We start from the raw sequence: 24,720 nt of genomic DNA, 5'->3' as shown, positions 1-24,720 counted from the left end.
ACTTATCCTAATATTTTTATTCAACTTCAGTTGAAGTAAGAAGGTCCTTCAACTGACTTAATTTAAATTTAACAGATCCATCTACCACGGTATCATCAATTCGGATTTTAAGACCACCAATCAATTCTTCCTGAACGTTTACCTCAAATTCAACTTTTTTACCTGTGGAACGCTCAATGTTTTTTCGTAATGCTTTCAGTTGTGAATCTTCCAACTTTTTGGCAGAAGTAACCCCTACTTTTATGATACCCTCATGTTGGTTGTATAATTCAATAAACTTATTTGATATATCCTCAAGCAGAGATTCCCTGTCTTTTCTAGATAAAAGTTCATAGAACTTGAATGTAATTTCCTGAATTTTTTCACCAAAGACCTGTTGAACCACTGCTTTCTTTTGATCTTTTTTGATGATTGGATTTTTCAGGAATAATTTAAGATCGGAGGATGCATCGATTGTATTTTTAATCAAGAGCATATCTTCCCGGATTACTTCGAGAATACCGTCCTCGATAGCTAAACCCAAAAAAGCATTTGCATAACGCTTTGCAGCCTTCGTACTCATTGATTAATTCATTTTTGGTAAATCGTTGATAAATGAATCAACGAGTTTTTTATTCTTCTTCTCATCAAGTTCGGAATGGATAATCATAGATGCAGATTGTACTGCCAGTTCTGCAACTTCACTCCTTAGCTCCATGAGAGCTTGTTTTTTTTCTTGCTCTATAGTATTGCGGGCATCTTCAATAATTTTTGAGGCGTCTTTCTTTGCCTGTTCAATTTTCTCAGTACGCAATACCTCGGCATCATCCAGGGCTTCCTTTCGAATTTTCTGGGCTTTTACCTCTGCTTCACGCAAAGCCTTTTCGTTTTCATTCGATATTTCCTCTGCTTTAGCGAGTGCTTTTTCCGCAGATTCCAGTGAATCTTTGATACGCTCCTCACGCTCAGAAAGAGCTCCCATAATAAGCGGTACTGCATATTTGCCCATCACCGCCAGAAATATAATAAGGGTGATGGCCACCCAAACAGCAAATCCACTGTTAAAGTTGAGGATTGCCCCGCCACCGCCACTTGCCGCTTCTGCAAAAATCAGCGTCATGATAGAGATGATTTAAAATTAAGCAAAGAAGACAAGAAGGATACAAACAATAGCTGCAATAAGTGCAACACCCTCAATAAGTGCGGCTGTCAAGATCATTGCACCACGGATATCTGCTGATGCTTCCGGTTGCCTTGCAATACTTTCAACGGCAGCTTTACCAATCATACCGATACCAAACCCGGCACCAATTGCCACAATTCCTGCTCCGATTCCTGCTGCTAATAAACCCATAATTTTACCTTGTTTTGTTTTGTAATGTTTAGAGTATATAGATGTTATTAAGTTCTTTATGCATGAGCTTCAATTTGCCCCTCTTCATGCTGGTGTTCATCAGAGGCCATGCCGATAAATACCGCTGACAAAAGGGTAAAAATATATGCCTGCAATACGCCCACAAATGCTTTCAATACGTATAGAGCCACTGTTAATGGTACTACTAGTACACTAGACCCTAATCCAAATGCCGGATTGAAATACTCTGCAAAGATAAAAATCAGCCCCAATATACAGATTATCATAATTTTGCCAGACAACATATTCGCAAAAAGACGAACGGCAAGGGCAAATGGCTTTGTGAACAAACCTAAAATTTCGATTGGGGTCAAAATAATTCTCAACCACCCCGGCACTCCCGGAAACCAAAAGACATGCTCCCAGTGATCTTTCGACCCATTCCATTGTGTAATGAAAAATGTAAATGCTGCTAAAATTCCGGTCACAGTAATATCTGCTGTTGCTGTGACCCCCCAAGGCAGCAATCCAAACAAATTCATAAAAGTAATAGACACAAAAACCGCAAAGAGATACGGTACAAATTTCTTGTATTTATTTTCCGAAATATTAGTCCTTGCTATATCATCCCGTATGAATACAAATGTTATTTCAAATAGATTCTGAAACCACCCTGAGGGTTCGGTCTCTCGTCCGGTCCCTTTTTTGTATTTTCTTGCCATCGCAATCGTAATCCAGAGAGTAAGGATGATACCAAACCAAAAGTACATTAAATGCGATGTGATGGACATATCTAGAACAATATCATTCCCCATTGTAGACACTAAGGAATGATCGGGAAGCTCCTCAAAATTACCGGATGTTACAGCAGATTCTGTTGAGCCGTATACGTAAGGGATAGCACTCCCCTCAACAAATAATATTCTTGGCAAGTATAAATGATAACCAGCTACATCCAGATAGTGATGGTCTTGAACTTTTCCGATCACATCGATGGGATTCTCACTCTCCTCAGATGCGTCTGCAGCTGCCAGTACGGGATTGATTGTCAAGAAAAAGAGAGCTGTAACAGCTATCCGACGCAAGATTCGACTCATTTTCTATAGTAATATTCTCGGTTAATTCGTGAGTTTATGATTCAGAAAAATCACTTCATTTACAGAATGGAAAATATACGAAATTATAAAACTAACAGTAAAACTAAATTCATGAATTTTTGTGGTTTTTAGAATAAATAAGAAGAGCAGACAAACGATTAGAAACCGGACAAACATTGAGATGAAATATAACTTTAAAAAATTTTGGTCAGCACTCTTATTAATCGTCGCTGAGATAAGGTGAATAATAACAGCAAACAGACCTAAAAAATAACCGGAAAACCACCCGATCTTCTCATACATTGGCAAGAGCGCAATTAAAATCAACGAAAGTATTGCAAAAACAAAAATGCTGAGTTTTAAATATTTCGGAACTTCTTTCAGCATAGTTATTGTCAATCACGGCTGTTAGTATCTCTTGCAATTTTGATAAAAATTGAGAGCATCAAGAGAATTCCCGTAAAAATTCCAGCCAAAAGCCACCATGGTGAGGTTTGATACTTTTCGTCAAGCCAGTATCCAAATAAAATCGGCACGCTGAACGAGGCAGCGATTTCAAAACCAAGCCCCGCATACTCCAGATATTTTCTATTTTTGGAATCCTTGATCAAAAAAATAATTAGCTTTTTTCTTTCACAGCTGTCGATTCTGCATACTCTGCATTAGTTCTGCTAACGGTGGATTTTTCCTGCTCACCCATTTTGCAATTTCCATTGAGCTGAGCACCTTCTTCAACAACAAAAACTTTGGTATAAATATCGCCGTACACATTAGCGGTTTGCCGTAAAGATAGTTTGTTTGATACTTTAATGGTTCCATCAACTTTGCCAGCGATATCCGCCTCAGTTGATGCAATGTTGCCATCGACATGAGCAGTTGAACTGACAATAACTTTACCCTTGCAGATCGCTTCCCCTTCCAGCCGCCCTGCAATTCGAATATCGTTGTTAGATTTTATCGTTCCTTTTATGGTCGTACCTTCGCTTATCATGTTAAGAGAAGGTGATTTTTGAGATGTACCGTTCACTTTATTTCCAGGTTTTTTTTTAAACATATTGAAATTACTCCATCAAATACATGAGTGGATTTTGTGGGACTCCGTTTTTCCAAATCTCAAGGTGCAGGTGCGAGCCCGAACTCAAAACTCCGCTGTTTCCTATCAGTCCAAGCAGGTCACCTTTTAAAACTACATCACCCTGTTCTTTAAGAAGTTTGGCACCATGTTTATAAACACTCATGATACCGTTCGAATGTTGCACGTATATTACGTATCCATAGTTAATTGTCCAACCCGTATTCACAACAGTTCCATCGGCGATTGATCTGAACTCCGTATTTCTATTTGCTGCCAGATCAATACCATAGTGTTCCTCTTCGGATGAAAAATTTTGGGTTAGTGAACCTTCTATAGGATAAAAACTGGGAAAATCGGGCGCACCCGCAAGCCTTGACGATGAGATGATCTCATTTTGGTTGAGCATTTCAAAGGTCGGGACCATCACCGGATCACTCCAGCTACTGCCCTGCCCTACCTCTTCTTCACCTGTAAAACTTCGGTTTGCTGCAAAATTTGTATCAGGAACGGTTCGAATGAACTGCTTCAGGTCATTTAGCTGAACCTCCCTGGCATAGAGCGAATCTTGTAAAGCTTCTACTCTTTGATTGATGGCAATTACCTGGTCACGGAACTGTTCATCAACTTGATCCTGATAGATGGAACTGAGAGGTGTGACAAAAAAAATACCTATCGATAGTACGATGGAAATAACTGCAACGATTGCAGCTATCTTTATAACATCAAACGACTTGAGTTTGAATGTACTGGATGAGTTCGGATCCGTCTCATCCAAAACCACAACCGTGACTTCACCTTCCTTCTCCGAAAAAATTTTTCGTAAAAATTTCCACATATTTATAATGGTACCAGAAAGTAGTTATCGACCAGAGATCGGATTTTACTTATAACCAGATCAAACTATTGGCATAAAAAATCAAGAGACAGAGTAGTTCGGTGCTTCTTTGGTAATTTGTACGGAGTGAGGGTGACTTTCTTTATAACTTGCTGCCGATATTTGAACAAATTCAGCTTTCTGTAATTCGTTGATTGTCGTCGCTCCCACATATCCCATTGCAGCTCGTAATCCACCACTCATTTGGTGAACCACCTCACTAAGATATCCTTTATAGGGAACGCGTCCTTCAATACCCTCGGGAACAAGTTTAAGATCATCTTCCACATCCTGGAAGTAACGATCTTTTGAGCCTTTGGCCATAGCGCTAATACTCCCCATTCCTCGATAGGATTTATATTTCCTGGACTCATAAATAATAGTCTCGCCCGGGCTCTCATCCACACCGGCAAACATAGACCCCATCATCACTGCATCGGCTCCGCCGGCAATTGCTTTTGGGATATCCCCGGTTTGTTTGATCCCGCCATCCGCTATCAACCCGATATTCATCTCCTTTGTATATTCCGCTATCTCCATGATGGCTGAAAGCTGAGGAACGCCCACACCGGTTACAACTCTTGTAGTACAGATGGACCCCGGGCCCACACCAACTTTTACAACATCAGCGCCGGCTTCCACGAGTGCTTCTGCGGCATCCCTGGTGGCTATGTTTCCACCCACAATATTCAAATCTTTGTGAACGGATTTAATATTTTTCACGGTTTCAAGCACACCTTTAGAGTGGCCGTGTGCAGTATCAACCGTTACAATATCAACACCGGATTCAACAAGTGCATCCACACGGTCCATCGTGTCGGGCGTAACACCAACCGCAGCCCCCACACGCAATCGCCCCATACTGTCCTTACAGGCATTGGGGAAGTTCATCTTCTTCTCAATATCCTTAAACGTAATCAACCCAACCAGGATATTATCTTTATTAACAATAGGCAGCTTTTCAACTTTGTACTGTTGAAGAATTTCTTCAGCCTCTTCAAGGCTTGTCTTCTCTTTGGCTGTGACAAGATCCTTCTTCGTCATGATGGTATCCAGCCTTTTATCAACGTAGTGCTCAAACCGAAGGTCGCGGTTGGTTACAATTCCAATCAACCGGTTGCCACTTTCAACAATAGGAATACCCCCAATTTTGTGCTTCTTCATCAATGCACGGGCATCTTTTACGGTGGCATCAGGCGGAAGTGTTACGGGATCTACGATCATTCCGCTTTCACTGCGTTTCACCAAACGCACGTGCTCGGCCTGGTCTTCTATAGACATATTTTTATGAAGCATGGCGATTCCACCCTCGCGAGCGAGAGCGATAGCCAATCGATACTCAGAAACGGTATCCATTGCCGCACTGAAAATAGGCGTATTGAGTGTTATGCTTGGTGTGAGATCAACTTTTGTTTCAACATCGCGAGGTAAAACCTGCGAATAAGACGGGACTAACAAAACATCATCATACGTAAGTCCCTGGCGGGTAATACTTGCGAAGGGGGAGGAGTTCGTCATGGAAAAATTTACTTTTTTTTCAGTTTGGTAAAGATAAAAAATCCATGTGAACTTCCTTACCTCAAATCGTAATAAATATTCAGAGTTTTGTCACTCTCAAAGCATCTAAAGCGGTTTTGAGTGAGCAAATTCCATCGAGGTAGCTGTTTACCCAAAAATCAACGCTTTCTCGCCTGCGTTGTACGCCTGCGCATGTGGTAGAGTACCGGCCATTCAGTTCATCGATATAACCCCGAACATCAGATTCTATTGCGAATTTCAATTCTTGAGGCAGATCTCCCCAACCAATCAACTGGAACATCTCTTCGAGCTCTTTGTACTCCTTCTCTGCTTTTTGAAAAATGGTCAGAAGAATGGGTTCCTGTTGGCGGGCTTTGTTTAATTTTTTTGCTGCATTTGTCATTGTGATATTTGGTTTGTTTGATGTTATATCACAATGTAAACAGGGGGAGTGACATCTATTTGTCACCCCATCATCAAAAATTTAATTATTCAAAAAATGGGTTTGTAAAATAAGCAAACTCAAAAAATTGAAATAACAAGGCCGTTATTGATCTTTTCTTCGCTTCCACTTCTCAGGATCTAATGCTGTATGAAATACAGCTCTTACGACAACCATCTCGTTTTTCTCGTCAATTGTGTAATGAATCATGTGAGAAAATTTACTCAAAGGCAGGCAGTGTACTTCGTCGTATCGCACCTGGAAGAAGGGATTCTCTTTTTAAAATCGATAAGTGCTTGTCCAGATGTTCTTCAAATCGTTTACCTAATCCGATTTTTTGCTCTTCATAATAATCAATACTCTCCTGGATATCTTCTACAGCTCATGGATCTAAGAAAATAGAAAATGACATCTATTTATCTTTAAACTCAAACTTTTGTCGTGCCTTTTCCCACGAAATCATTTCATATTGATTTTCTGATTCGATACGCTCTCTAACAATTTCTTTTTGTTCTTCAGGTATCTCTGTTTTTTCAGAAATCTCCAAACCCAACTCTTTAACGAGGTTCATAAAGAAATCAAATTTTTGATCCGGTATTTTAAGAGTTATTTCTTTCATGACTTGCTTAATGGTTTACAACTTAATACAAAAATAAAGTAGCTAAAAAGAACATCATAAGAAATCTCTCCCCTTTACAGTCACGAGATTCTACGATCGCTACCTCTCCTTCCGAATGACAGAATTTTTCAGGTATAGATTATTTCCTACGAAGAAACACCCATATCCTTAATAAACTTGCGAGCAGCCCAGCGGCTCCCCCACCATCCCAGAAAGATGGCGAGAACAACGACTCCCGAAATTAAATAGTACCATCGTCCAAACGGCCAGGAAAGCACACCAATTTGAGGCATAAAGTATGGAATGGCCCAATGGAAGAGTGAGTAGATAACCCCGGCGGCAACTCCTCCTGCAATGATTCCCTGCAAAACACCCTCAACCAGGAATGGCCGGCGAATAAATGCGTTTGTAGCTCCTACAAGTTTCATCGCTTTAATGAGGTCTCGTTTCGCATAGATAGTAAGGCGAATGGTATTGAACACGAGAATCATGGCTACCAAAAGAATAAAGATACCGATAGCACCCCCGACTATGAAAAGTGTCTCCGTTCGCGACTCGATCATCTGAAGCAATGCCATATTAAATCTTACTTCATTGACTCCCTCATATGTGTTGATTTCCTGAACGAGTGAATCTACTTGTGCAACGGAGTACTCCTCAGAGATACTTAACCGGAAAGAAGCCGGCAAGAAATCGAGTTCGGCTATAGCTTCACCCCCCGTTCCAAACTCCTGCTGGAATACCTGGGCTGCGCTGTCTTTTGAAATGTAGGTCAACCCGGTAATGCCCGAATTCTCCATCAGGCGTTCTTCCATCAGCTGGGTATCGGTACTGTTCATATCATCCAGGAAAACTTCTACCTCTACCTGTTGATTGAGCATCTGTGTAACTTCATAAGCATTGTATCCCAACCGAAACAGAACACCAATCAAAAGGACGGCAATAAAAAGTGAAAACATTGAGGTGAGTGCAGCGAGACGAGCTCGTCCCAACCCTGCAAATCCTTCTTTTAAAACATAACCTACACTCATCTGTGCTATCCGTCTAATTGGTAAAAAGTACTCGTACGCCAAATCGAAACCGCCTTCCGGGCATGGGGTATCCGACTGATTCAAAGTAGCCCAGTTGTTGAACCTGATCAAGTACGTTTTCCCATTTCAAGAGTATCATAAACCAACGTACCCTGGCAGATAGATCTACATCAACCCGGTAGTATGACGGGTTGATAAACTCATTTGTTCCGTGCTGCCATCGATTCAGGGGTGCAATAAATTCAGCAGTACGAAATGGATTTGGTGAAAAAACTCCTGAAAAACCGGCTTTTACAAAAGTTGCCCTGTCAAAAAGGTAATTCTTCCAGTAAAAATGACTCTTCAACCATATTCTTTCGCCGGAATTTGCCAATGTAGAATTCACCGGGTTGAAACTGTCTGATGAATATGTTTTCAGTGTCCCGGATATTTGCCCCTCAAAGATCCTTGAATCGAGTGAAAACCAAGCCGTACCGCTTGTCAGTGTGTATGGATCTATATTTTGAAATTGCCCCTCCTGCAAAAATACGGCATTCGTTGTATTCCGGATATCTCCCCGAACTCCAAATGTAAGGTCCCGCCAAAAATCGATCTCGGCCTGGAGCCCTATAAACTGAGAATCTTCATTGCTCAAATCGGACGAGCCAAAAAATTCATCCGACTCCCAGTATGCCGCCTGGATATCCGGTGCCCTGGAAATTGCTCCCCCGAACCCTGACAATCGAAATCCTTGAATTGGCCTGAATATCAAACGGCCGGAAAGTTCTGACGTTGACCTCCCGTCGTTCCAGGTTTTAAAAGATCCATGGCCATTCAACTCAAAAAGAGTTCCAATTTTTTGAGACGCATCCACGTTCATTTCTCCACCCAACCAACTGCTTTCTGTAAGATTTGATTTCTCCTGTTCCGACATTAAAGAAAGACGTCCTGTACCAATTACCTCCGCAGAAGAAATTGAGACCCTGTGACGAGCGAACATCTCAAGCCTTCGAAAATTCGTAGACAGCGTGTCAGCACTATATTTCAATGAGCGTTTATCCACCTGGTAATGTATACCCATTTTAGTTGAAACGGAACTTACAGTATCAGCTCGGTGATGTATTTGAACATAAAGGTCCTTGGCACCATACTCTGAGCTAGCGTTCGGTTCAACCGGAGAAGCTACAAATGTATTGAAAGAGAATAGCGCCGGATCGTTCAACTGGTAACCAAACGATTCCCCGAGATCCAATCCATTATTAATAAATCCTGCTTTTAGCAGCCAGCGATGATTCAGTTGATGATATACCCTTGCTGTAACCTGCTGGCCCCGAACAGCTTGAGAACGGTATCCCCCGCCATCCCTTCGATCCCAAAAAGAGAGTTCTAGGTTTGTAGTTTTTAAAAAATTCTGGGTGTATGAAAATTCGAGACTCCGATAATCAAAGTCACTCTCATCAAAATTCAGATAGGTTCTTGGTTGGATCAGGTAGTGCTCTCGCAACCTGATTCTCGATCGATAGGAGGCTCCGTAATCTGCCTCGTAAAATCCTGCAATTTTATGGATCGGCAGGCGATTCCAGTTCACATTTCCGGTGAGCGGATCGTTGTAATTGAGCCCCTCCATTTCAAGATTCATGTGCCGCGTAGAATATGCATGCAGTAATATTCCATCCATCCGTCCGACTGTACCCATACGAGATGTGACAGCTCCTTTTTCTTTGTGAAACTTATCGAACAGGTTCAGCAGGTTGACCCATCGAAGTGTGCTGTCCGTTTCGCTCATATCAAACGATTCCGGGAACTTCTGATCCCAAACATACACTGTATCGGGAATTTGTTCTTCAGCCTCCTGTTCTTGCAAAGATTGCGAGAGCGAATCCTGTTGAGCCGTTGATAGGGTATCTTGTATTCCTGATGACAAAGTATCCCGGGGAGTTGTTGATAAACTGTCCCTCGGTGCTGTCAACGATGTGTCCTGGGGTGCTGACGAGAGCGTATCTTGAGGTACTGTCGTCATGGTATCCACCGGTGCTGCAGAGAGCGTATCTTGTTGAGATTGAGACGGTGCCACCTGCAGCAAGCTAAATACAAGAGCAATAATCGAGGATAACAGCATCAGGTTTGTTGAGGTTTGAGTTCATACGGCAGACTGTCGACTCCCAGCAATCTCCTCCGTACAGATTCCAGTATTACCATCACCGTTCGTTCCTTGTTGATTAAGCGATCATTCGTAAAAACAGACCGCAGGGCAAAATGTTCTCCGTTGATCCAAAATCCCATCCATACCATGCCAACCGGCTTCTCCTCCGTGCCGCCGCTGGGTCCTGCAATTCCTGTTGAAGAAACGCCGATATCAGCTCCTACGTACTCTGCAACTCCTTTGGCCATCTCAAGCGCCACCTTTTTGCTAACTGCTCCATATTGCTCCAGTGAATTCTGAGACACACTCAACAAATTCTTTTTCACATCATTCGAGTAAGCTACAACCCCGCCCAGCATGTATCGAGAACTCCCGGGAATATCAGTTATTTCATTTGACAATAAACCGCCTGTACAGCTCTCAGCTGTTGCAATGGTCATGTTTTTTTCAATAAGAAGTTCACCTAATACTTCAGCCAATCTCAAGTTTTTACCTTTACCATAAATATATTTCCCGGCCCGGTCTTGCAGCATTTCACGAAGTTGGACCAATTTATCTTCTGAGTTTGCACTGATCCGAATCGTCACCCCACTTGGATTCGGCAGGAATGCAACCCTGACACCATTGGATGTAAATTGATCTAAATCCCCCACTTTATCACTAAGCGTACTCTCCGGAATTCCTGCGGTTCTGAAATATTCTATAATATTCGTATCAAGATCTTGAATATACTCCTCAACCTTTTTAGAAACCTGTTTATCCATTAGGTGCTTCATTTCGTACGGAACACCCGGCAATACAGCAAGATAATGGCCATTCCTCTCAAACCACATTCCGGGGGCGGTTCCTTGCGAGTTGAAGAGCACCTCACAACACTCCGGAACCAATGCCTGCTCCCTGTTGGATCGTGAAAAAATAAATCCACGTGTCTCAAAAATCTCTTTTACGTGATTGAGTACAGCTTCGTTCTCAACCAATTCTGAATCAAAAATATCAGCGACTGCTTTTTTAGTGATATCATCGTGCGTTGGCCCAAGACCTCCGGTTACAATGGTAAGATCAGCTTTTTGAAGTGAATCTGAAATTTCTTCAATGATCGGGGTATAATCGTCCGGTATCGAAATCATCTTATCTACCGAAAAGCCCGATTCTGTCAATTTACTTCCAATCCATGATGCATTTGTGTTAACGGTATCGCCGATTAATAACTCGTTTCCAATTGTGATGATATGTGCCTTTTTCATAGTGTTGAAAATAGGATTTTGCTGAACATGTATGAAATGCGGATATAATTCCTTTTTTTGTACAGATATTTACCTCAAATTTAATAGGAATAAGGTTGGGAGTCTTCATCCAGTTGACAATATTGCGGCTCTTGTGAAATTTTGAGTACACGAATAACAATTAATTGACAAGAATTATACCTTTAAGTGTGCAAAAAATTCCAAACATACTTAGCGGCTTCCGGTTACTGCTGGCCCCCATATTCCTATATCTGTTCATCCAGGATCAAATTTTCTGGCGGGCTATCAGTCTTGTAATCTTTTTTATTGCCGCAGCTACCGATTTTATTGACGGGTACATCGCCCGCCGTTTCAACGCAGAGAGTGACTTCGGTGTTTTTCTCGATCCGCTGGCCGACAAGTTTCTCACATTTGCCGGCTTTATCTGTCTTCCCTTTCTCGATCCGAGTCAATTCCCTCTGTGGGCAATACTGCTTATTGTAGTGCGCGATGTGGCTATCACAGCCCTTCGAATTTTTGCAAATCGCAAAGGGGTCATCATGCAAACCCGGTATATGGCAAAGGTAAAAACCGCCATTCAAATGATGTATCTCTATATAGCACTCATTTTTGGGCTTCTGATGTTGTTCAGGGGGCGTTTTGGTGAAATGATCCAGATTATTCTCGATTCGAATGTATTCTATACAGGATTAATGCTCGTTATGATCATTACTCTCTACTCCGGTATTGAATATATAGTTGTAAATCGTGCACTCTTTTCGAGCCAATTTAAAAAATCATGAACATACGACTTGCCATAGGTACACTTTTTGGAACCGGCAACCTTCCAATTGCACCGGGAACATGGGGAAGCTTATTTACCCTTCCAATGATTTATGCAGCGGAATATTTCATTCCGAACCTGGGAATTCCCCTGTTATTTGCTGCCTGTTTTGTGCTTTCTCTTTATTCTGCATCAGCTGCGATGAAGCAATATGGACAAGATCCAGCTCAATTTGTGATGGATGAATGTGCTGGACAAAGCCTTGTTTTTATTCTTGGTGGATTTTCATTCACCTTTACCGGTGATGTACTTCTGCTGGTTTTCGGTTTCCTTCTATTCCGTTTTTTTGACATCCTTAAACCGTTGGGTGTAGATAAGTTGCAAAATTTACCCGGAGAAATTGGTATATTAGCAGATGATTTGTTGGCCGGTGTATATGCATTTATTTGCCTGGAAGGATCCATCTATTTATACCAAACATTACTTTGACAGTGACCGGCTGAAAAACAACAAACAGGAAACTTGTATTGAACACATATTAATTCTGTTTACGATACGTTATATCTAATTTGATTGAATATTTTTGAAGCATGATTATTGATGAGACATACTCCAGAGAGCTTGCAAAATCTTTACTCGATATTAATGCGGTAGTTCTCAGGCCGAAAAATCCATTTACATGGTCTTCAGGTTGGAACTCCCCCATATATTGCGATAACAGGCTCACTCTCCGTTACCCTGAGATTCGAAAAGGAATTGCCCAGGGCTTTGTGGCTTTTATAGAAGAAAAGTTTCCGGATGTTGAAGTAATTACCGGAACTGCCACAGCCGGTATACCCCACGCAGCCTGGATTGCACAAAATCTTGATAAACCTCTCGCTTATGTTCGCGCGAAAGCAAAAGCATATGGCCTTGGAAACCAGATTGAGGGTGGTGTTGATAAGGGACAATCTACTGTCGTGATAGAAGATCTCGTATCTACAGGTGGATCGGCAATATCAGTGATTGAAGCACTCCAATTTATTGGAGCCGATGTACGGGCTCTGCTGAGCATTTTTACCTATGGCTTCGACAAGTCGATCAAAAAATTCGAAGAGAAAGAGGTACCATTTTACAGTTTAACAGACTACTCTACATTAATTGACGTTGCACTTGAAACTGGATACATCAAAAATGAAGATCTCAAATTGTTAAACGCCTGGAGACGTAGTCCGGACACATGGCCGAATTAAGCAGTAAAGCGCTCGCAAATTTTACCGCAGCAACCTCTGCACTCATCCTCACTGAAAGCCTGAGACTGATTCGAAACTATAGATATTACAATAATATTTGTGAGGATAGTGTAACCCGCAAAGAGCTCATAAAAAAAGTTCGCAACGTTCGAAAACTTGCGTTCACTCTCGAAAATCTGATGAATAAAGACGAACCCGAGGAAGCACCTTTCTTTGTCTCTGTTGCAGGATGCATAAATGATCTGCTTGAAGATATTCACAGGAAAATTCTCTTTTATGATGCTGACTTAATTGTAGAGATCATTCCGATTATCGATCAACAGAGGAAGTATTGGGAAGATTTTTCAGAACCGGAATTTTACGATGCTAAACTTCTCAGGGAATTAGATCACTCGGTTCCCGAAGCACTTTACACAATTGAAAAAAATCTAATAGGTCTTCCCTCGTTTGCACGTGTATAACTACCAAAATAACTGAAAAATATCATTTACGTTATATGAATCGACCTGTTATTCTTTCTGTAATTTTCCTGTCAATTATATTATCGGGATGCCTGGGATCTACCGGGCCGAATGAATCGTGCGAGGATTTCAGCCGAGAAGAGCAAGCAGAGTACTGGGAACAAAACCGGGATAAAGAAGGCGTAATTCAAACCGAAAGTGGATTGCAATATCGCGTAATTGAAGAGGGTGAAGGTGCCAGTCCATCGCTAGAATCCACTGTTCGTATAGAATATGAAGGGAAGCGAATTAATGGCTCCATATTTGATACAACCGATAATATTGGACCACAGGAAACCACCGTAGAGGGACTTCTTGAGGGATTGGAAGAAGGATTGCAATTGATGAAACAGGGGGCAACTTATGAATTTGTTCTGCCCTCCCACCTGGCATTCGGTGAAACTGCGGCCGGAGAATTTTGCCCCGGAACGACTGTTATTTTTGAAGTTACACTTGTTGAAATTGTTGAATAATTAATACGTATTAAATCTGTATGAAAATATTAAAACTATTACCACTTCTACTTACTCTTTTTTTCGCAGGATGTTTAGACACATCCACAAGCTACGATGACTCGCAAGATCAAGCCTTTCTCGAAGATTATGCTCAACGGGATGGTGTAACAACCACAAACAGCGGATTGATGTATCGAGTGATCGAAGAGGGAGAAGGTGAAATCCCTGAAGGTGACCAGAAAGTTATTGTTGATTATGAGGGAGAATCTGTTCGACAAGACAGACGATTTGGCCCGCAGGACCCTCAGCAATTTGAAATTTTCACTCCCGATGAATTGAATGTCTTTCCCGGCATTGGGGAAGGTGTACAGCTCATGAAGGAGGGTGCCAGATACGAATTCGTAATTCCCTCAAACTTAGCAGAAGGAAACGGACGGGTTTATGTCTTTGATATGAGATTACTCTCGTTCTTGCGGCAAGACCAAGAACAGTTTTTAATCGATAATGCAGCACTTGAAGATGTTGAAGAAACTGAAAGCGGCCTTCAATATCGCATTCTCGAAGAGGGGGACGGAGAAACACCAACTTTAGAAAGTTCGGTTCGAGTTAAATATAAAGGTACCTTTACAAACGGTTACTCATTCGATCAATCACCTGAGGGAGAAAGTGTCGAATTCAACGTAACGGGTGTTATCCAGGGGTTCAGTGAAGGATTACAACTGATGAAAGAAGGCGGCAAGTATCAATTATTTGTTCCGCCAGCGCTTGGATATGGTAATCAATATCCTCAATACAATAATGTCATAGTTTTTGAAGTGGAACTCGATGAAATCCTATGACCAGGGGCTTTTCTGAGTCCGATTCACGCTGTTAACATTCCTCAACATTGGTTATTTTTGATGGCTCAAATGAAAAAAGGAGTCTAATTCAATGAGTGATAAACGATTCTACATAGAAACCTACGGTTGCCAGATGAATTTTTCTGATTCTGAAATCGTAAATTCCATCCTGATGAAAGATGGAATGCAACCGGTACAAACCGCAGAGGAAGCAGATGTCATCTTTGTGAACACATGCTCTATCCGTGAGAATGCGGAAACTCGGGTTTGGAACCGTTTAAAGGAATTTCGATCACTCAAAAAAGAGAAAGACGATCTCACCGTTGGCGTTCTTGGCTGTATGGCCGAGAGAATCCGCGATCAGATTATTGACCGGGAGCAACTCGTTGATATTGTAGTTGGGCCCGATGCCTACCGCGATCTCCCGAACCTGCTTGCCGAAGTAGATGACGGAAGAAAAGCAGTGAACGTGCTTTTATCGCTTGAAGAAACCTATGCCGACATCAGCCCGGTTCGAACCAGCGATAACGGCGTAAGTGCGTTTGTGTCGATCATGCGCGGCTGCGATAACATGTGTGCGTTTTGTGTTGTACCATTTACACGGGGACGTGAGCGAAGCCGGCCGCTGAAAAGTATATTAAATGAAATTCAACAACTTAGTGATCAGGGGTATAAAGAGGTCACACTCTTAGGTCAAAATGTGAACTCCTATCAATATGAGGATGTCGATTTCACACAATTGATGGATCAAGCCAGTAAGGTGGACCCGGAAATGCGATTCCGTTTCTCATCTCCCCATCCAAAAGATTTTCCGGAACCACTTCTACACCTGATAGCCAAGCGGCCGAACTTGTGCAGTTACATACATATTCCTGCTCAAGCCGGATCGGATACGACCCTTGAACGGATGAGACGACCTTATACAAGAGAACAATATCTCAACCTGACCGACAAGATGCGGGAGATAATTCCGGATGTATCACTCTCAACAGATATCATAACAGGCTTCTGTGATGAAACCGAAGAGGAACACGCCGATACCCTGTCTCTCATGAAAAAAGTTCGGTTTGATTTGGCCTATATGTTCGCCTACTCAGAACGCGAACGAACCCTTGCTCACCGGAAATATGATGATAACGTCCCCGAGGACGTGAAAAAAAGGCGGTTGTCTGAGATCATCGAGCAGCAGATGAACATCCAGGAAGAGAATAATAAGCAAGAGATCGGTAAACGGCATCTTGTACTCGTTGAGGGTGAAAGCAAACGATCCAGCGAGCAACTCTCCGGCCGAACCGATACAAACAAGATGGTGGTTTTCGATCGAAAAGATTTCCAAAAGGGAGATTATGTGGAAGTTGAAATTACCGATTGCACTTCCGCAACTCTTATGGCCAAGCCCGTCAAGAAGAGCTCCATCCAGGAGTTCTATGCTGAGCCTGCTTTAGTTTAAGTAAATTTTTGAAAAGTTCTTTTATCAGCTGCTGAATCCACTTCAGTTATCCAATTCATGAATTGAAACACAGAGATTCGGCAGGCGAAGAGCCCAATCGGCTGACAAATCCACTCTGTCTGCCGAATTCATGGTGAGTAAGTCTGATGTGATTCTGTTTACCACTTGAAATCATCCGACAACTCTGTTCCATAAACCACAAGCTTACTTAATCTATTCTTCGGATCAATTTTCAAATCAACGAACAACTACTCACCATCAACAAACATTATCTTGTAAAGAAGCTGTTAAACTTCTTCACCCGATAAGGTTTATCAGGGAATTAGGTGATAAGTTTCGTAAATTTTGGCATCTTAAGTGAAAGCAAGAATATCATTCTCACTAATTAACCATGACGGACTTTAAACCACTCGAAAAAAAGTTAACCGGGTTAGAAAATAAACTTAAAAAATACCGGGAATTACTTTTAGCCAATTTGGTGATGGTCGGTGAAATCCCGGCTCCGACTTTTAATGAAGATAAACGAGTTCAATTTATTCTGAACCGGTTCGATGAAGCCGGTTTAACCGACTCATCGATAGATGATCATGGAAATGGTATTGGTGTACTTTCTGGCAAAGAAGGGAAAGATTCCATTCTGCTGAACGCACATGCCGATACCATTTTTTCCCAAAAGACTGATCACACCATGCAGGTTTCCAGTGACTCAATTACCGGAGCCGGCGTCGCAGATAACAGCCTTGGGCTCGCTGTATTGGCAACACTGCCATATATACTGGAAGATCTGGATATCGAGCTTAAAAAAGATCTTGTACTCTTCGCCGGTGTAAAAAGTCTTGGCCGCGGAAACCTTGAAGGCATCCGTTTTTTCCTGGAAAACAACCCTTTTAAAATCAGCGATGCAATTTGTATTGAAGGAATTCAGCTTGGCCGTTTGAGTTACTCATCCATCGGGATGCTGCGAGGAGAAATTACCTGTACCGTGCCCGAAAGCTACGACTGGTCCCGTTTTGGCGATGCGAGCGCCATTCTGACTCTCAACGAAGTCATCAACAAAATTAACGATATTCGACTACCAAAACGCCCGAGGACAAGTATTGTAATGGGATCAATTGTCGGTGGAACATCTTTTAATACCATCGCCCGTGATGCCACCCTTGGATTTGAGGTGCGATCTGAATCACAGGAAGTAGTTGAGGACACCGGATCAACGATTGGGGATATTGTTCATGAAGTTTCATCAAAAACCGGCGACCAGGTTGAGTTGGATATTTTTGCCAGACGGAGCCCGGGTGGCATTCCCTACGCACATCCGTTGAATGAATGCGCGAGATCTGTGATGGAATCGCTGGATATTGAGCCACGATTGGCACCAAGTACATCGGAACTTTCCGCTTTGATCGATGAAGATATTCCGGCTCTTACACTTGGAATTACGGTTGGAGAACGAACTTTTAAAACAAATGAAACCATCCAGATTGATCCGATCTTTAAAGGTTTGGCTCAACTGATTGGTATAATTTTAGCTGTTGACGGAGGATATTGTGAGTAATAAGTTGCAAAAATGGATTGATAAGAATACCTATCATCATTCCGAATTTTGGGACCTCAAGAAGTTAGTGGAGGCCAAAGAAAAGAAGAACCTTAAAATATCTCTTTGTCTTCCTACGCTGAATGAGGAGAAAACGATTGGAAAAGAGATCATCATCTTTAAATCCGAACTTGTTGAGCGCTATCCGTTGATTGACGAAATAGCAGTGATCGATTCCGGTTCCGATGATAACACCCTCGAAGTTGCCAAAAATTACGGAGCTGATACCTATCTCGCATCCGATATTCTTCCAAATCTTGAACAGAAAAAAGGAAAGGGAGAAAATCTCTGGAAAGCAATTTACCAGCTCGAAGGTGATATCATCGTGTATGTAGATGCGGATATCAGTAATATTCATCCGAGGTTTGTTTACGGATTGGTTGCTCCGCTTATCCACAGAGACAAGGTTCACTATGTGAAAGCTTTTTACGACCGTCCCCTGGCCTTTTCAGGAAATGTACGGGCTTCCGGCGGTGGGCGAGTGACCGAAATTTTAGTGCGTCCGCTCTTTTCACTTTTCTTTCCTGAACTAACAGGCATCATTCAACCGCTTTCAGGTGAATATGCAGTTCGCCGCGACGTTCTCGAACAGATCGCTTTCCCGATTGGGTACGGCGTTGAGACCTCCCACCTGATAGATGTATATCACAAGTATGGACTGGAGGCTTTTGCACAAACCGATCTGGACAAGCGTGTACACGAAAACAAACCAACCCAGGCACTTGGAAAGATGGCTTTCGGAATTCTGCAAACATTCATTAAACGTGCCAAAGCTCTCGGCGTGTTTGAAAAGGCCGAGCACGAGACGATCCTTCGCCAATTCCAGGTAAAGGAAAATCACTACGAGCAGAATCTTATGGAGATCATTGAAGAGGAGCGGCCACCGATGATTGAAATTGAAGAGTATCGAAAGAAGTTCAAGAAATAACTCTTCAGCATCTCTTACATGACTTCTACAGACCTCCACGAACGGTTTAAAAAGCTGTCTGAGCCGCTTGAACCGATAGACACAAAAACCATTTCAACACTCCGGGAATTAAATGACATTCGTGTCATTGCATATGATTTTTATGGCACGCTTTTTATTTCCGGTGTGGGTGATATAGGGATTGATGATGGCCACGCCAATGCCGATCTGCTGACTGAAACTCTTGAAAACTCAGGAATTGAAATCCTGGATAAATCAGCGGGTACAGCCGGTTTTAAAGTCTATAATCAGGTTGTCGATAAACATATTCAGTCTCTAAAAAAAGATGGAATTGAGTATCCTGAACCGGATATTCGAACCGTTTGGAAAGATGTACTGGATGAGATGGAATCTGAAGGGCTCATTAACTATTCAAACAGAGACTCCCTGCCTGATATTGTATCTGTAGAATTTGAAGCCCGGATGAATCCCGTTTGGCCGATGGAAGACGCGGTCGATACTCTCACATTTTTTAAGGATCGAGGATTGACGCAAGGCATTATCTCTAATTCACAATTCTATACCCCGATCGTCCTCGAGGCTTTAACCGGTCATACACTTTCTGAACTCGGATTCGAGAAAAAACTTCTTCATTGGTCTTTCGAGGAGAATCTTAAAAAACCGGGCCTTAAATTTTATCGGGATTTTATTGAAAAGCTGGATGATTTCGATCCGAACCTCTCCCCTTCAAATGTTCTTTATGTTGGGAATGATATGCTGAAGGATGTCTATCCCGCTCATCATTTCGGCATGAAAACCGCTCTTTTTGCCGGCGACAAACGCTCCCTAAAATGGCGCGAAGATGATGATCGCTGCAAAAATTTACTTCCCGACCTGATCATCACCTCTCTTTCTGAATTAAAAAAATGTGTTAAACTTTAATCCAGACTACTTTGAATGGCAAAAGCTTGGCCATACCGTCTGAAATACATTTTTTTCCTGAGATAATATCGTTGTAGTTCGCATCCAATTGAATCGGTAAAGAATGACCTGAAAGATCAACTGTTTTTGTCTCATCAGATACATTCGCCAAAACCAAAACTTTTTCAGTTTCGTCCGGGTCCCAACGAACAAGGCAGAAGATTTTGTCATCAATATTATAGGCTTCCTGCCCACCAAAGGGATGAAAAGCCGGATGCTTTTTGCGAACCGAGATAACCTCTTTCATACTGCTGAAAATACGATAAGTACTTGTATCAGGATCGCTCAATTCACTTGTCAGTTCATCGTAGTACCATTTTTTCCGGTTGATAGTTCGGTACCGCCCTGTAATGGAAACACCTTGTAAGTTATTTCGTGTTGCCGTCAGGTTATGAAAATAGATTCCCGGCACCCCTTTCAGGCTCAGTGAGATAATTTGTGAACACATATACCTGCGTTCTTGCAAAGATTGTGACCCATTCATCCCGCTAAATGCATCGAAATAGGTGATGTTAAGTTCGTAGGGAGAGAGTGAACCGTCCGGATTTTTCTTCTCTGAAACAAATCCACCTTTCGTCTTGATATCTTCCACCAGCTTGGTAAACTCATCATCGGGTACCAATCCCTCCAGCGGGCGAACACCAATACCATCATGCGATGAGGTGAAATTAAAATAGGTGCAATTTTCAGGCAGGCCTTTCAAAGTTTTCACCCATTCGGTCAGGTATGATGCGTTCTCCGTTAAAATTGCATGCAGAAGTAGTGGCGGAAGGCTGAACTGGTACACCATATGAGTTTCATCTCCTTCACCAAAGTAGCTGATATTTTCTTTATGAGGCACATTTGTTTCGGTGATAACGGTGGATTTAGGCGCAAAGCAATTCACCAATGTTCGCATCAATTTTACAATTTCGTGAGTTTCTTCCAGGTGAATGCAGGAGGTACCAATCTTTTTCCAAATGAATGCAACCGCATCAAGGCGAACGACCGACAGGCCTTTACTCAGGTAAAAGAAAAAGATATCGAGGTACTCAAAAAGAACATCTATGTTTCGGAAATTGACATCAATCTGATCATCGCTAAAGGTTGACCAAACAAATTTCTCACCGTTTTTTGTATGAACCGGTGTTAAAAGTGGAGAACTTCGTGGACGGGTAACATCTGAAAGATCTGTGGAAGGATCTATTTCAATAAAATATTCTTTGTACTCCTCCTCTTTTCTCAAATATTTTTTAAACCATTCACTGTATCGGGATGCATGGTTCATTACCAAATCTCCCATCAAACGAAAGTCTTTACTCATCTCTTCAATATCATCCCAACCGCCAAGCCGTTCATCAACCCGGCGATACTCCACAACAGAAAAACCATCATCAGAAGAGCTCGGAAAAAATGGTAAAATATGTACTGAACTGATCACATCATTCAACTTCTCCTTCAAAAATTGATGTTGCTTTCTAAGCTTTGATACAGGCTCGCCCTGGCTTGGCTGAACCATATCCCCATAGGTTATTAGAATATGATCTTTATGGGTCCAGACATCATGAAATGAAACCTTTTTAGAGGGTTGAAGGTTATATTTTCTGATTAGCTGTTTTGTTCGATCAATACATTCATCAACGCTCTCTTTTCCATAAATTACAGTGAAATGATGGATTAATCGATCGAGCGTATTCTCGCAAAAAATGTCGTCTGTCATCTACTATCAGGAATTTGGCTTCTGCAAATTAGAGTAAAGAACAACAAACGATGTTTTTTCTAAAAAGTAAAGGTTCAAAAAGATCGGTTCTATTCAATAAAAATTCCAAATGCAGTTTATGGCAAGAATCAGATCTTTCTTACATTTAGGGTTCAACAAAAAATAGAACTATGGACAGGCAAGCATTACAGGAACGTTATGGAATTATCGGCGAATCTGAAGCAATAAAGCAGGTTGTCGATAAAATTATGCAGGTATCCGGAACAGATATCACTGTATTGCTCCAGGGAGAAAGCGGTGTTGGGAAAGATATTACCGCACGCGCTATCCACTCTTTGAGTAAAAGAGATCGTAAAAACATTGTGATTGTTAACTGCGGCGCTATTCCCGAGGGCATCATTGAAAGTGAACTATTCGGCCACGAGAAAGGCTCGTTTACCGGCGCTCACGAAGCACGCAAAGGATATTTTGAGAAAGCTGATGGCGGAACCATTTTTCTTGATGAGATTGGAGACACCCCTAAGAACATTCAGGTAAAATTATTGCGAGTCCTCGAAAGCGGTGAGTTTTTCCGCGTTGGATCCAGTAAAATGTATACTGCGGATGTACGGGTCATTGCGGCAACCAACAAGGATTTATGGGAACTCGTGAAAGAGGGATCGTTCCGTGAAGATCTCTACTACCGCTTAGACACGGTAAAAATCAAACTGCCACCGCTTAGAGACCGCAAAGAAGATATCATTCCCATTTTTAGAAAATTTGTTACCGAATTTTCCTCCAAGTACGATTCGGTTTTCCAGGGTTTTTCTGATGAAGCTAAAGAACTTTTAATCTCTTACAGATGGCCCGGTAATGTACGCGAGTTGCGCAATGTAGCCGAACAGTTGGTTGTTCTGGAAAAATCACAGTTTATTGATAAAGACCGCCTCCAAAAATATTTGAAAGGCCGGCAGCATCTCGGTTCTACTGATAACCTACCCGTCCTCTCTCGAAAGGATCCGGAAGATGAACCAAGTGGTCAGCAGTCGTCCACAGATACGGGAATTATATACCGCGCTTTGGTTGAAATGAGAACTGATATATCTGATGTCAAAAAAATGCTCGCTAAATTTCTCTATTCAACCTTTAGTGAAAAAGAGATTAAGGCCCTGCCCAGCGCAGTCTCCCGAAATATTGATCCCAACGATATATCCGGACACATTCGGGATCAAATGGACGATTCTTCGCTCGGTATCCGCTCTGTGGATACTACAGTTGAGGAAGAGAATGAAGAAGAGATCGATGAAATTGAACAATTTTTTGCAGACAAGGAGATTCCCTCGATTGAAGAGGCTGAAAAATTCCTTATTGAACAGGCCCTGAAACGATTTGACGGAAATCGTCGAAAAGCTTCCGAAGCTTTGGGGGTCAGCGAACGAACACTTTACAGGAAACTGGATCAGTATGGACTTCAATAGGTCACTCGGTTTTCTTTTTCTGGTTGTTTCTTTTTTTATTTGCTTCAGTGGATGCATCACGTATAGTTTTACAGGTACTTCTATACCGGCGGATGTAGAAAATGTTTACATCCCATTTTTCCCGGATCAATCGCAAAGTGGTCTTGGAAATTTAAGTGATCGCCTGAACCGTGCATTAATCAACCGGTTCATCAACCAAAGCAGATTATCACTGGCAAACGACCAGGAAACATCTGATGCCTGGATGGAAGGAGCTATCCAAACGTATGTGAATCGTCCGTTTAGCATTGGCGGGAATGAACAGGCGAATCGAAATGAAGTTCAGATATCCGTTCGGGCAACCTTCCAGTTTGCATCTGATGAGGATCCCATTTACACAAAGACATTTTCCGGCACAGCAACTTACGATGTTATTGATAATCCCGTGGAGGGAGAGTTAGAAGCCGCTGAAACCGCGTTGCAACAAATTTCCGATAATATGTTTAATGATGCCGTGAGCAGTTGGTAAATTGGTATCACTTCTTTAAAATGTTTCATGGAGTTACAGCCTTTTCAAATACCAAAATCGTACCAAAGCTACCTGGAGACTTTTGACGACGATCCGGAAACTGCAATCAAACGATTAAAAAACCGCGTTGAAAAACGAAATGCCGGGGCTGTGGGATACTTCTTCCTGGCTTGGCTGTATCTAAAAAATGGCGATAAAGAAAACGCGCTGGATGCCTCCATCCAGGCAAAAATTATGGCCCCGGGCAGCGAACTGATGAGCCGGCTTCATTACTATATCTCGCATCCACAGTCGTTTAAGGCCTGGGAACCGAAAAAAAATCGGAAACCGTTCAAGCGAGATCATCACTCCTACGATCAGTCTCATCCTATCCATGATCTGGATGGCCTGATTTCTAAACTTTCGTCGGTTGAATCGAAACGAATCAAGCCGGACACAGAAGCCGAAGATGACAAACGCGATTTAAGTGAAAAAAGCGCGGATGTGGATGATATCGTTACGGAAACTCTTGCCGTAATTCACGAGAAACAAAAAAACTACCCAGCCGCTATTTCTACCTATGAACGGTTAAAAAATATCAATGACTCTAAAGCAGGTTATTTTGATGATCAGATCTCTCGACTAAAAGAAAAACTTGAAGAAGAAACAGCTGAAGAGTGAATTAAGCCTCTGTTTCTTTTTTAGAAGTGCATTTCGTCCTTCAAAGCTCATCCGATGCATGAATGTAGATCGGCTCGCCTGAGCCGATATCCAGCCAATCTTGAAAAAGGCAGTTTAATGAAAGATTCATAAGAACTGGGTCTTCAATCTGCCCTTCAGAAACAAGAGTTTCGGAATGAAATAAATATGTAAGTATGTCCAAATTTCTCAATACGGGCCCCCGCTTGTGCCGTACCCAAGACCTGATTACCTGACGCGTTCCGAAATATTGGGAGTGCCTTATTTATTCCACGACAACCGTATTTCTTTACAGCTCTAGCGAA

The 24,720-nt window shown here is 42.0% G+C and carries 27 protein-coding genes; 13 read left to right on the top strand and 14 right to left on the bottom strand.

Translation table 11 applies throughout. The features are described 5' to 3' along the window. Nucleotides 1-16: 16 nt before the first annotated feature. From atpH to L6773_RS17965, 13 genes are all read right to left on the bottom strand, one after another. A complete protein-coding gene (atpH, locus tag L6773_RS18025; RefSeq protein ID WP_237855917.1) occupies nucleotides 17-562 on the bottom strand; it encodes an ATP synthase F1 subunit delta in 546 nt (181 codons plus the stop codon). Between the two features lie 3 nt (nucleotides 563-565). Then, nucleotides 566-1,099 (bottom strand): F0F1 ATP synthase subunit B, encoded by a 534-nt coding sequence (gene atpF / locus L6773_RS18020; protein WP_237855915.1) that lies wholly within the window; start codon nucleotides 1,097-1,099, stop codon nucleotides 566-568. 18 nt (nucleotides 1,100-1,117) lie between these two features. Further along, nucleotides 1,118-1,333 (bottom strand): ATP synthase F0 subunit C, encoded by a 216-nt coding sequence (gene atpE / locus L6773_RS18015; RefSeq protein ID WP_237855913.1) that lies wholly within the window; start codon nucleotides 1,331-1,333, stop codon nucleotides 1,118-1,120. A gap of 56 nt (nucleotides 1,334-1,389) precedes the next feature. Then, the gene (gene atpB / locus L6773_RS18010; protein WP_237855911.1) at nucleotides 1,390-2,430 is read right to left on the bottom strand and encodes a F0F1 ATP synthase subunit A; all 1,041 of its coding nucleotides are present in this window, start codon (nucleotides 2,428-2,430) and stop codon (nucleotides 1,390-1,392) included. Nucleotides 2,431-2,825: 395 nt separating this feature from the next. Next, entirely contained in the window at nucleotides 2,826-3,041 is a 216-nt protein-coding gene (locus L6773_RS18005) for an AtpZ/AtpI family protein (protein ID WP_237855910.1), read from the bottom strand. Nucleotides 3,042-3,049: 8 nt separating this feature from the next. After that, nucleotides 3,050-3,484 carry a bactofilin family protein gene (locus L6773_RS18000; protein ID WP_237855908.1) on the bottom strand — a complete coding sequence of 145 codons (435 nt, stop codon included), beginning with the start codon at nucleotides 3,482-3,484 and terminating at the stop codon, nucleotides 3,050-3,052. Nucleotides 3,485-3,491: 7 nt separating this feature from the next. Continuing rightward, complete coding sequence (locus tag L6773_RS17995; RefSeq protein ID WP_237855906.1) at nucleotides 3,492-4,340, bottom strand: M23 family metallopeptidase; 849 nt, start codon at nucleotides 4,338-4,340, stop codon at nucleotides 3,492-3,494. 81 nt (nucleotides 4,341-4,421) lie between these two features. Then, nucleotides 4,422-5,897, bottom strand: coding sequence for an IMP dehydrogenase (gene guaB, locus L6773_RS17990; RefSeq protein WP_237855904.1), 1,476 nt, complete (start codon nucleotides 5,895-5,897; stop codon nucleotides 4,422-4,424). A gap of 79 nt (nucleotides 5,898-5,976) precedes the next feature. Continuing rightward, nucleotides 5,977-6,300: a hypothetical protein gene (locus L6773_RS17985; protein ID WP_237855903.1), complete on the bottom strand. Its 324-nt coding sequence runs from the start codon at nucleotides 6,298-6,300 to the stop codon at nucleotides 5,977-5,979. Between the two features lie 451 nt (nucleotides 6,301-6,751). Further along, nucleotides 6,752-6,958 carry a hypothetical protein gene (locus L6773_RS17980; RefSeq protein ID WP_237855902.1) on the bottom strand — a complete coding sequence of 69 codons (207 nt, stop codon included), beginning with the start codon at nucleotides 6,956-6,958 and terminating at the stop codon, nucleotides 6,752-6,754. A 146-nt stretch (nucleotides 6,959-7,104) separates the two neighbouring features. Then, a complete protein-coding gene (locus tag L6773_RS17975) occupies nucleotides 7,105-7,989 on the bottom strand; it encodes a cell division protein FtsX (RefSeq protein ID WP_237855901.1) in 885 nt (294 codons plus the stop codon). Nucleotides 7,990-8,002: 13 nt separating this feature from the next. Beyond that, nucleotides 8,003-10,087, bottom strand: coding sequence for a putative porin (locus tag L6773_RS17970; protein WP_237855899.1), 2,085 nt, complete (start codon nucleotides 10,085-10,087; stop codon nucleotides 8,003-8,005). Further along, nucleotides 10,087-11,355, bottom strand: coding sequence for a competence/damage-inducible protein A (locus tag L6773_RS17965; protein WP_237855898.1), 1,269 nt, complete (start codon nucleotides 11,353-11,355; stop codon nucleotides 10,087-10,089). Before L6773_RS17965 ends, L6773_RS17970 begins: the two co-directional genes overlap by 1 nt. Nucleotides 11,356-11,519: 164 nt before the next feature. On the opposite strand from L6773_RS17965, the gene pgsA reads away from it, so the two are divergent. From pgsA to L6773_RS17915, 10 genes are all read left to right on the top strand, one after another. After that, nucleotides 11,520-12,137: a CDP-diacylglycerol--glycerol-3-phosphate 3-phosphatidyltransferase gene (gene pgsA / locus L6773_RS17960; protein ID WP_237855897.1), complete on the top strand. Its 618-nt coding sequence runs from the start codon at nucleotides 11,520-11,522 to the stop codon at nucleotides 12,135-12,137. Next, entirely contained in the window at nucleotides 12,134-12,607 is a 474-nt protein-coding gene (locus tag L6773_RS17955; RefSeq protein WP_237855896.1) for a phosphatidylglycerophosphatase A family protein, read from the top strand. The genes pgsA and L6773_RS17955 overlap by 4 nt, the downstream gene beginning before the upstream one ends. Nucleotides 12,608-12,708: 101 nt before the next feature. Then, a complete protein-coding gene (gene pyrE, locus L6773_RS17950; RefSeq protein WP_237855895.1) occupies nucleotides 12,709-13,350 on the top strand; it encodes an orotate phosphoribosyltransferase in 642 nt (213 codons plus the stop codon). Then, entirely contained in the window at nucleotides 13,338-13,811 is a 474-nt protein-coding gene (locus L6773_RS17945; RefSeq protein ID WP_237855894.1) for a hypothetical protein, read from the top strand. The genes pyrE and L6773_RS17945 overlap by 13 nt, the downstream gene beginning before the upstream one ends. A gap of 35 nt (nucleotides 13,812-13,846) precedes the next feature. Then, nucleotides 13,847-14,323, top strand: a complete 477-nt coding sequence (locus L6773_RS17940) for an FKBP-type peptidyl-prolyl cis-trans isomerase (RefSeq protein WP_237855892.1) — start codon at nucleotides 13,847-13,849, stop codon at nucleotides 14,321-14,323. A 20-nt stretch (nucleotides 14,324-14,343) separates the two neighbouring features. Next, a complete protein-coding gene (locus L6773_RS17935) occupies nucleotides 14,344-15,144 on the top strand; it encodes an FKBP-type peptidyl-prolyl cis-trans isomerase (RefSeq protein ID WP_237855890.1) in 801 nt (266 codons plus the stop codon). Nucleotides 15,145-15,235: 91 nt separating this feature from the next. Next, a complete protein-coding gene (gene miaB, locus L6773_RS17930; RefSeq protein ID WP_237855887.1) occupies nucleotides 15,236-16,594 on the top strand; it encodes a tRNA (N6-isopentenyl adenosine(37)-C2)-methylthiotransferase MiaB in 1,359 nt (452 codons plus the stop codon). A gap of 391 nt (nucleotides 16,595-16,985) precedes the next feature. Further along, nucleotides 16,986-18,146, top strand: a complete 1,161-nt coding sequence (locus tag L6773_RS17925; protein WP_237855886.1) for a peptidase dimerization domain-containing protein — start codon at nucleotides 16,986-16,988, stop codon at nucleotides 18,144-18,146. After that, nucleotides 18,139-19,113, top strand: a complete 975-nt coding sequence (locus tag L6773_RS17920; protein WP_237855885.1) for a glucosyl-3-phosphoglycerate synthase — start codon at nucleotides 18,139-18,141, stop codon at nucleotides 19,111-19,113. The genes L6773_RS17925 and L6773_RS17920 overlap by 8 nt, the downstream gene beginning before the upstream one ends. A gap of 18 nt (nucleotides 19,114-19,131) precedes the next feature. Beyond that, nucleotides 19,132-20,034 carry an HAD family hydrolase gene (locus L6773_RS17915; protein WP_237855884.1) on the top strand — a complete coding sequence of 301 codons (903 nt, stop codon included), beginning with the start codon at nucleotides 19,132-19,134 and terminating at the stop codon, nucleotides 20,032-20,034. Here L6773_RS17915 and L6773_RS17910 read toward each other — a convergent pair. Beyond that, on the bottom strand, nucleotides 20,024-21,772 hold the full coding sequence (locus L6773_RS17910) for a sugar phosphorylase (protein WP_237855883.1): 1,749 nt from the start codon (nucleotides 21,770-21,772) through the stop codon (nucleotides 20,024-20,026). The genes L6773_RS17915 and L6773_RS17910 overlap by 11 nt on opposite strands. Before the next feature lie 170 nt (nucleotides 21,773-21,942). Here L6773_RS17910 and L6773_RS17905 point away from each other — a divergent pair, with 170 nt between their 5' ends. The 3 genes from L6773_RS17905 to L6773_RS17895 are packed head-to-tail and all read left to right on the top strand — an operon-like array spanning nucleotide 21,943 to nucleotide 24,397. Beyond that, nucleotides 21,943-23,229 (top strand): sigma-54 interaction domain-containing protein, encoded by a 1,287-nt coding sequence (locus L6773_RS17905; protein WP_237855882.1) that lies wholly within the window; start codon nucleotides 21,943-21,945, stop codon nucleotides 23,227-23,229. Further along, nucleotides 23,216-23,737: an LPS assembly lipoprotein LptE gene (gene lptE / locus L6773_RS17900; protein ID WP_237855880.1), complete on the top strand. Its 522-nt coding sequence runs from the start codon at nucleotides 23,216-23,218 to the stop codon at nucleotides 23,735-23,737. Before L6773_RS17905 ends, lptE begins: the two co-directional genes overlap by 14 nt. Before the next feature lie 27 nt (nucleotides 23,738-23,764). After that, on the top strand, nucleotides 23,765-24,397 hold the full coding sequence (locus tag L6773_RS17895) for a hypothetical protein (RefSeq protein ID WP_237855879.1): 633 nt from the start codon (nucleotides 23,765-23,767) through the stop codon (nucleotides 24,395-24,397). Nucleotides 24,398-24,720 lie beyond the last annotated feature (323 nt).

The sequence above is a fragment of the Rhodohalobacter sulfatireducens genome, assembly GCF_022012475.1.
Lineage (GTDB): Bacteria > Bacteroidota > Rhodothermia > Balneolales > Balneolaceae > Rhodohalobacter > Rhodohalobacter sulfatireducens.
Note: the sequence above shows the minus strand (reverse complement) of the source record. Positions and strands in the feature narration are given on the sequence as shown.

What these genes read in the sequence shown, in the direction of transcription:
- L6773_RS17935 (WP_237855890.1), top strand. Translation starts at nt 14,344, where the DNA reads ATGAAAATATTAAAACTATTACCACTTCTACTTACTCTTTTTTTCGCA.
- L6773_RS17975 (WP_237855901.1), bottom strand. Translation starts at nt 7,989, where the DNA reads ATGAGTGTAGGTTATGTTTTAAAAGAAGGATTTGCAGGGTTGGGACGA.
- atpB (WP_237855911.1), bottom strand. Translation starts at nt 2,430, where the DNA reads ATGAGTCGAATCTTGCGTCGGATAGCTGTTACAGCTCTCTTTTTCTTG.
- L6773_RS17980 (WP_237855902.1), bottom strand. Translation starts at nt 6,958, where the DNA reads ATGAAAGAAATAACTCTTAAAATACCGGATCAAAAATTTGATTTCTTT.
- atpE (WP_237855913.1), bottom strand. Translation starts at nt 1,333, where the DNA reads ATGGGTTTATTAGCAGCAGGAATCGGAGCAGGAATTGTGGCAATTGGT.
- L6773_RS17895 (WP_237855879.1), top strand. Translation starts at nt 23,765, where the DNA reads ATGGAGTTACAGCCTTTTCAAATACCAAAATCGTACCAAAGCTACCTG.
- L6773_RS17925 (WP_237855886.1), top strand. Translation starts at nt 16,986, where the DNA reads ATGACGGACTTTAAACCACTCGAAAAAAAGTTAACCGGGTTAGAAAAT.
- L6773_RS17970 (WP_237855899.1), bottom strand. Translation starts at nt 10,087, where the DNA reads ATGCTGTTATCCTCGATTATTGCTCTTGTATTTAGCTTGCTGCAGGTG.
- L6773_RS17905 (WP_237855882.1), top strand. Translation starts at nt 21,943, where the DNA reads ATGGACAGGCAAGCATTACAGGAACGTTATGGAATTATCGGCGAATCT.
- L6773_RS17945 (WP_237855894.1), top strand. Translation starts at nt 13,338, where the DNA reads ATGGCCGAATTAAGCAGTAAAGCGCTCGCAAATTTTACCGCAGCAACC.
- L6773_RS17965 (WP_237855898.1), bottom strand. Translation starts at nt 11,355, where the DNA reads ATGAAAAAGGCACATATCATCACAATTGGAAACGAGTTATTAATCGGC.
- L6773_RS17985 (WP_237855903.1), bottom strand. Translation starts at nt 6,300, where the DNA reads ATGACAAATGCAGCAAAAAAATTAAACAAAGCCCGCCAACAGGAACCC.
- L6773_RS17955 (WP_237855896.1), top strand. Translation starts at nt 12,134, where the DNA reads ATGAACATACGACTTGCCATAGGTACACTTTTTGGAACCGGCAACCTT.
- atpF (WP_237855915.1), bottom strand. Translation starts at nt 1,099, where the DNA reads ATGACGCTGATTTTTGCAGAAGCGGCAAGTGGCGGTGGCGGGGCAATC.
- L6773_RS17910 (WP_237855883.1), bottom strand. Translation starts at nt 21,772, where the DNA reads ATGACAGACGACATTTTTTGCGAGAATACGCTCGATCGATTAATCCAT.
- L6773_RS18000 (WP_237855908.1), bottom strand. Translation starts at nt 3,484, where the DNA reads ATGTTTAAAAAAAAACCTGGAAATAAAGTGAACGGTACATCTCAAAAA.
- L6773_RS17940 (WP_237855892.1), top strand. Translation starts at nt 13,847, where the DNA reads ATGAATCGACCTGTTATTCTTTCTGTAATTTTCCTGTCAATTATATTA.
- guaB (WP_237855904.1), bottom strand. Translation starts at nt 5,897, where the DNA reads ATGACGAACTCCTCCCCCTTCGCAAGTATTACCCGCCAGGGACTTACG.
- miaB (WP_237855887.1), top strand. Translation starts at nt 15,236, where the DNA reads ATGAGTGATAAACGATTCTACATAGAAACCTACGGTTGCCAGATGAAT.
- L6773_RS17995 (WP_237855906.1), bottom strand. Translation starts at nt 4,340, where the DNA reads ATGTGGAAATTTTTACGAAAAATTTTTTCGGAGAAGGAAGGTGAAGTC.
- L6773_RS17915 (WP_237855884.1), top strand. Translation starts at nt 19,132, where the DNA reads ATGACTTCTACAGACCTCCACGAACGGTTTAAAAAGCTGTCTGAGCCG.
- pyrE (WP_237855895.1), top strand. Translation starts at nt 12,709, where the DNA reads ATGATTATTGATGAGACATACTCCAGAGAGCTTGCAAAATCTTTACTC.
- atpH (WP_237855917.1), bottom strand. Translation starts at nt 562, where the DNA reads ATGAGTACGAAGGCTGCAAAGCGTTATGCAAATGCTTTTTTGGGTTTA.
- lptE (WP_237855880.1), top strand. Translation starts at nt 23,216, where the DNA reads ATGGACTTCAATAGGTCACTCGGTTTTCTTTTTCTGGTTGTTTCTTTT.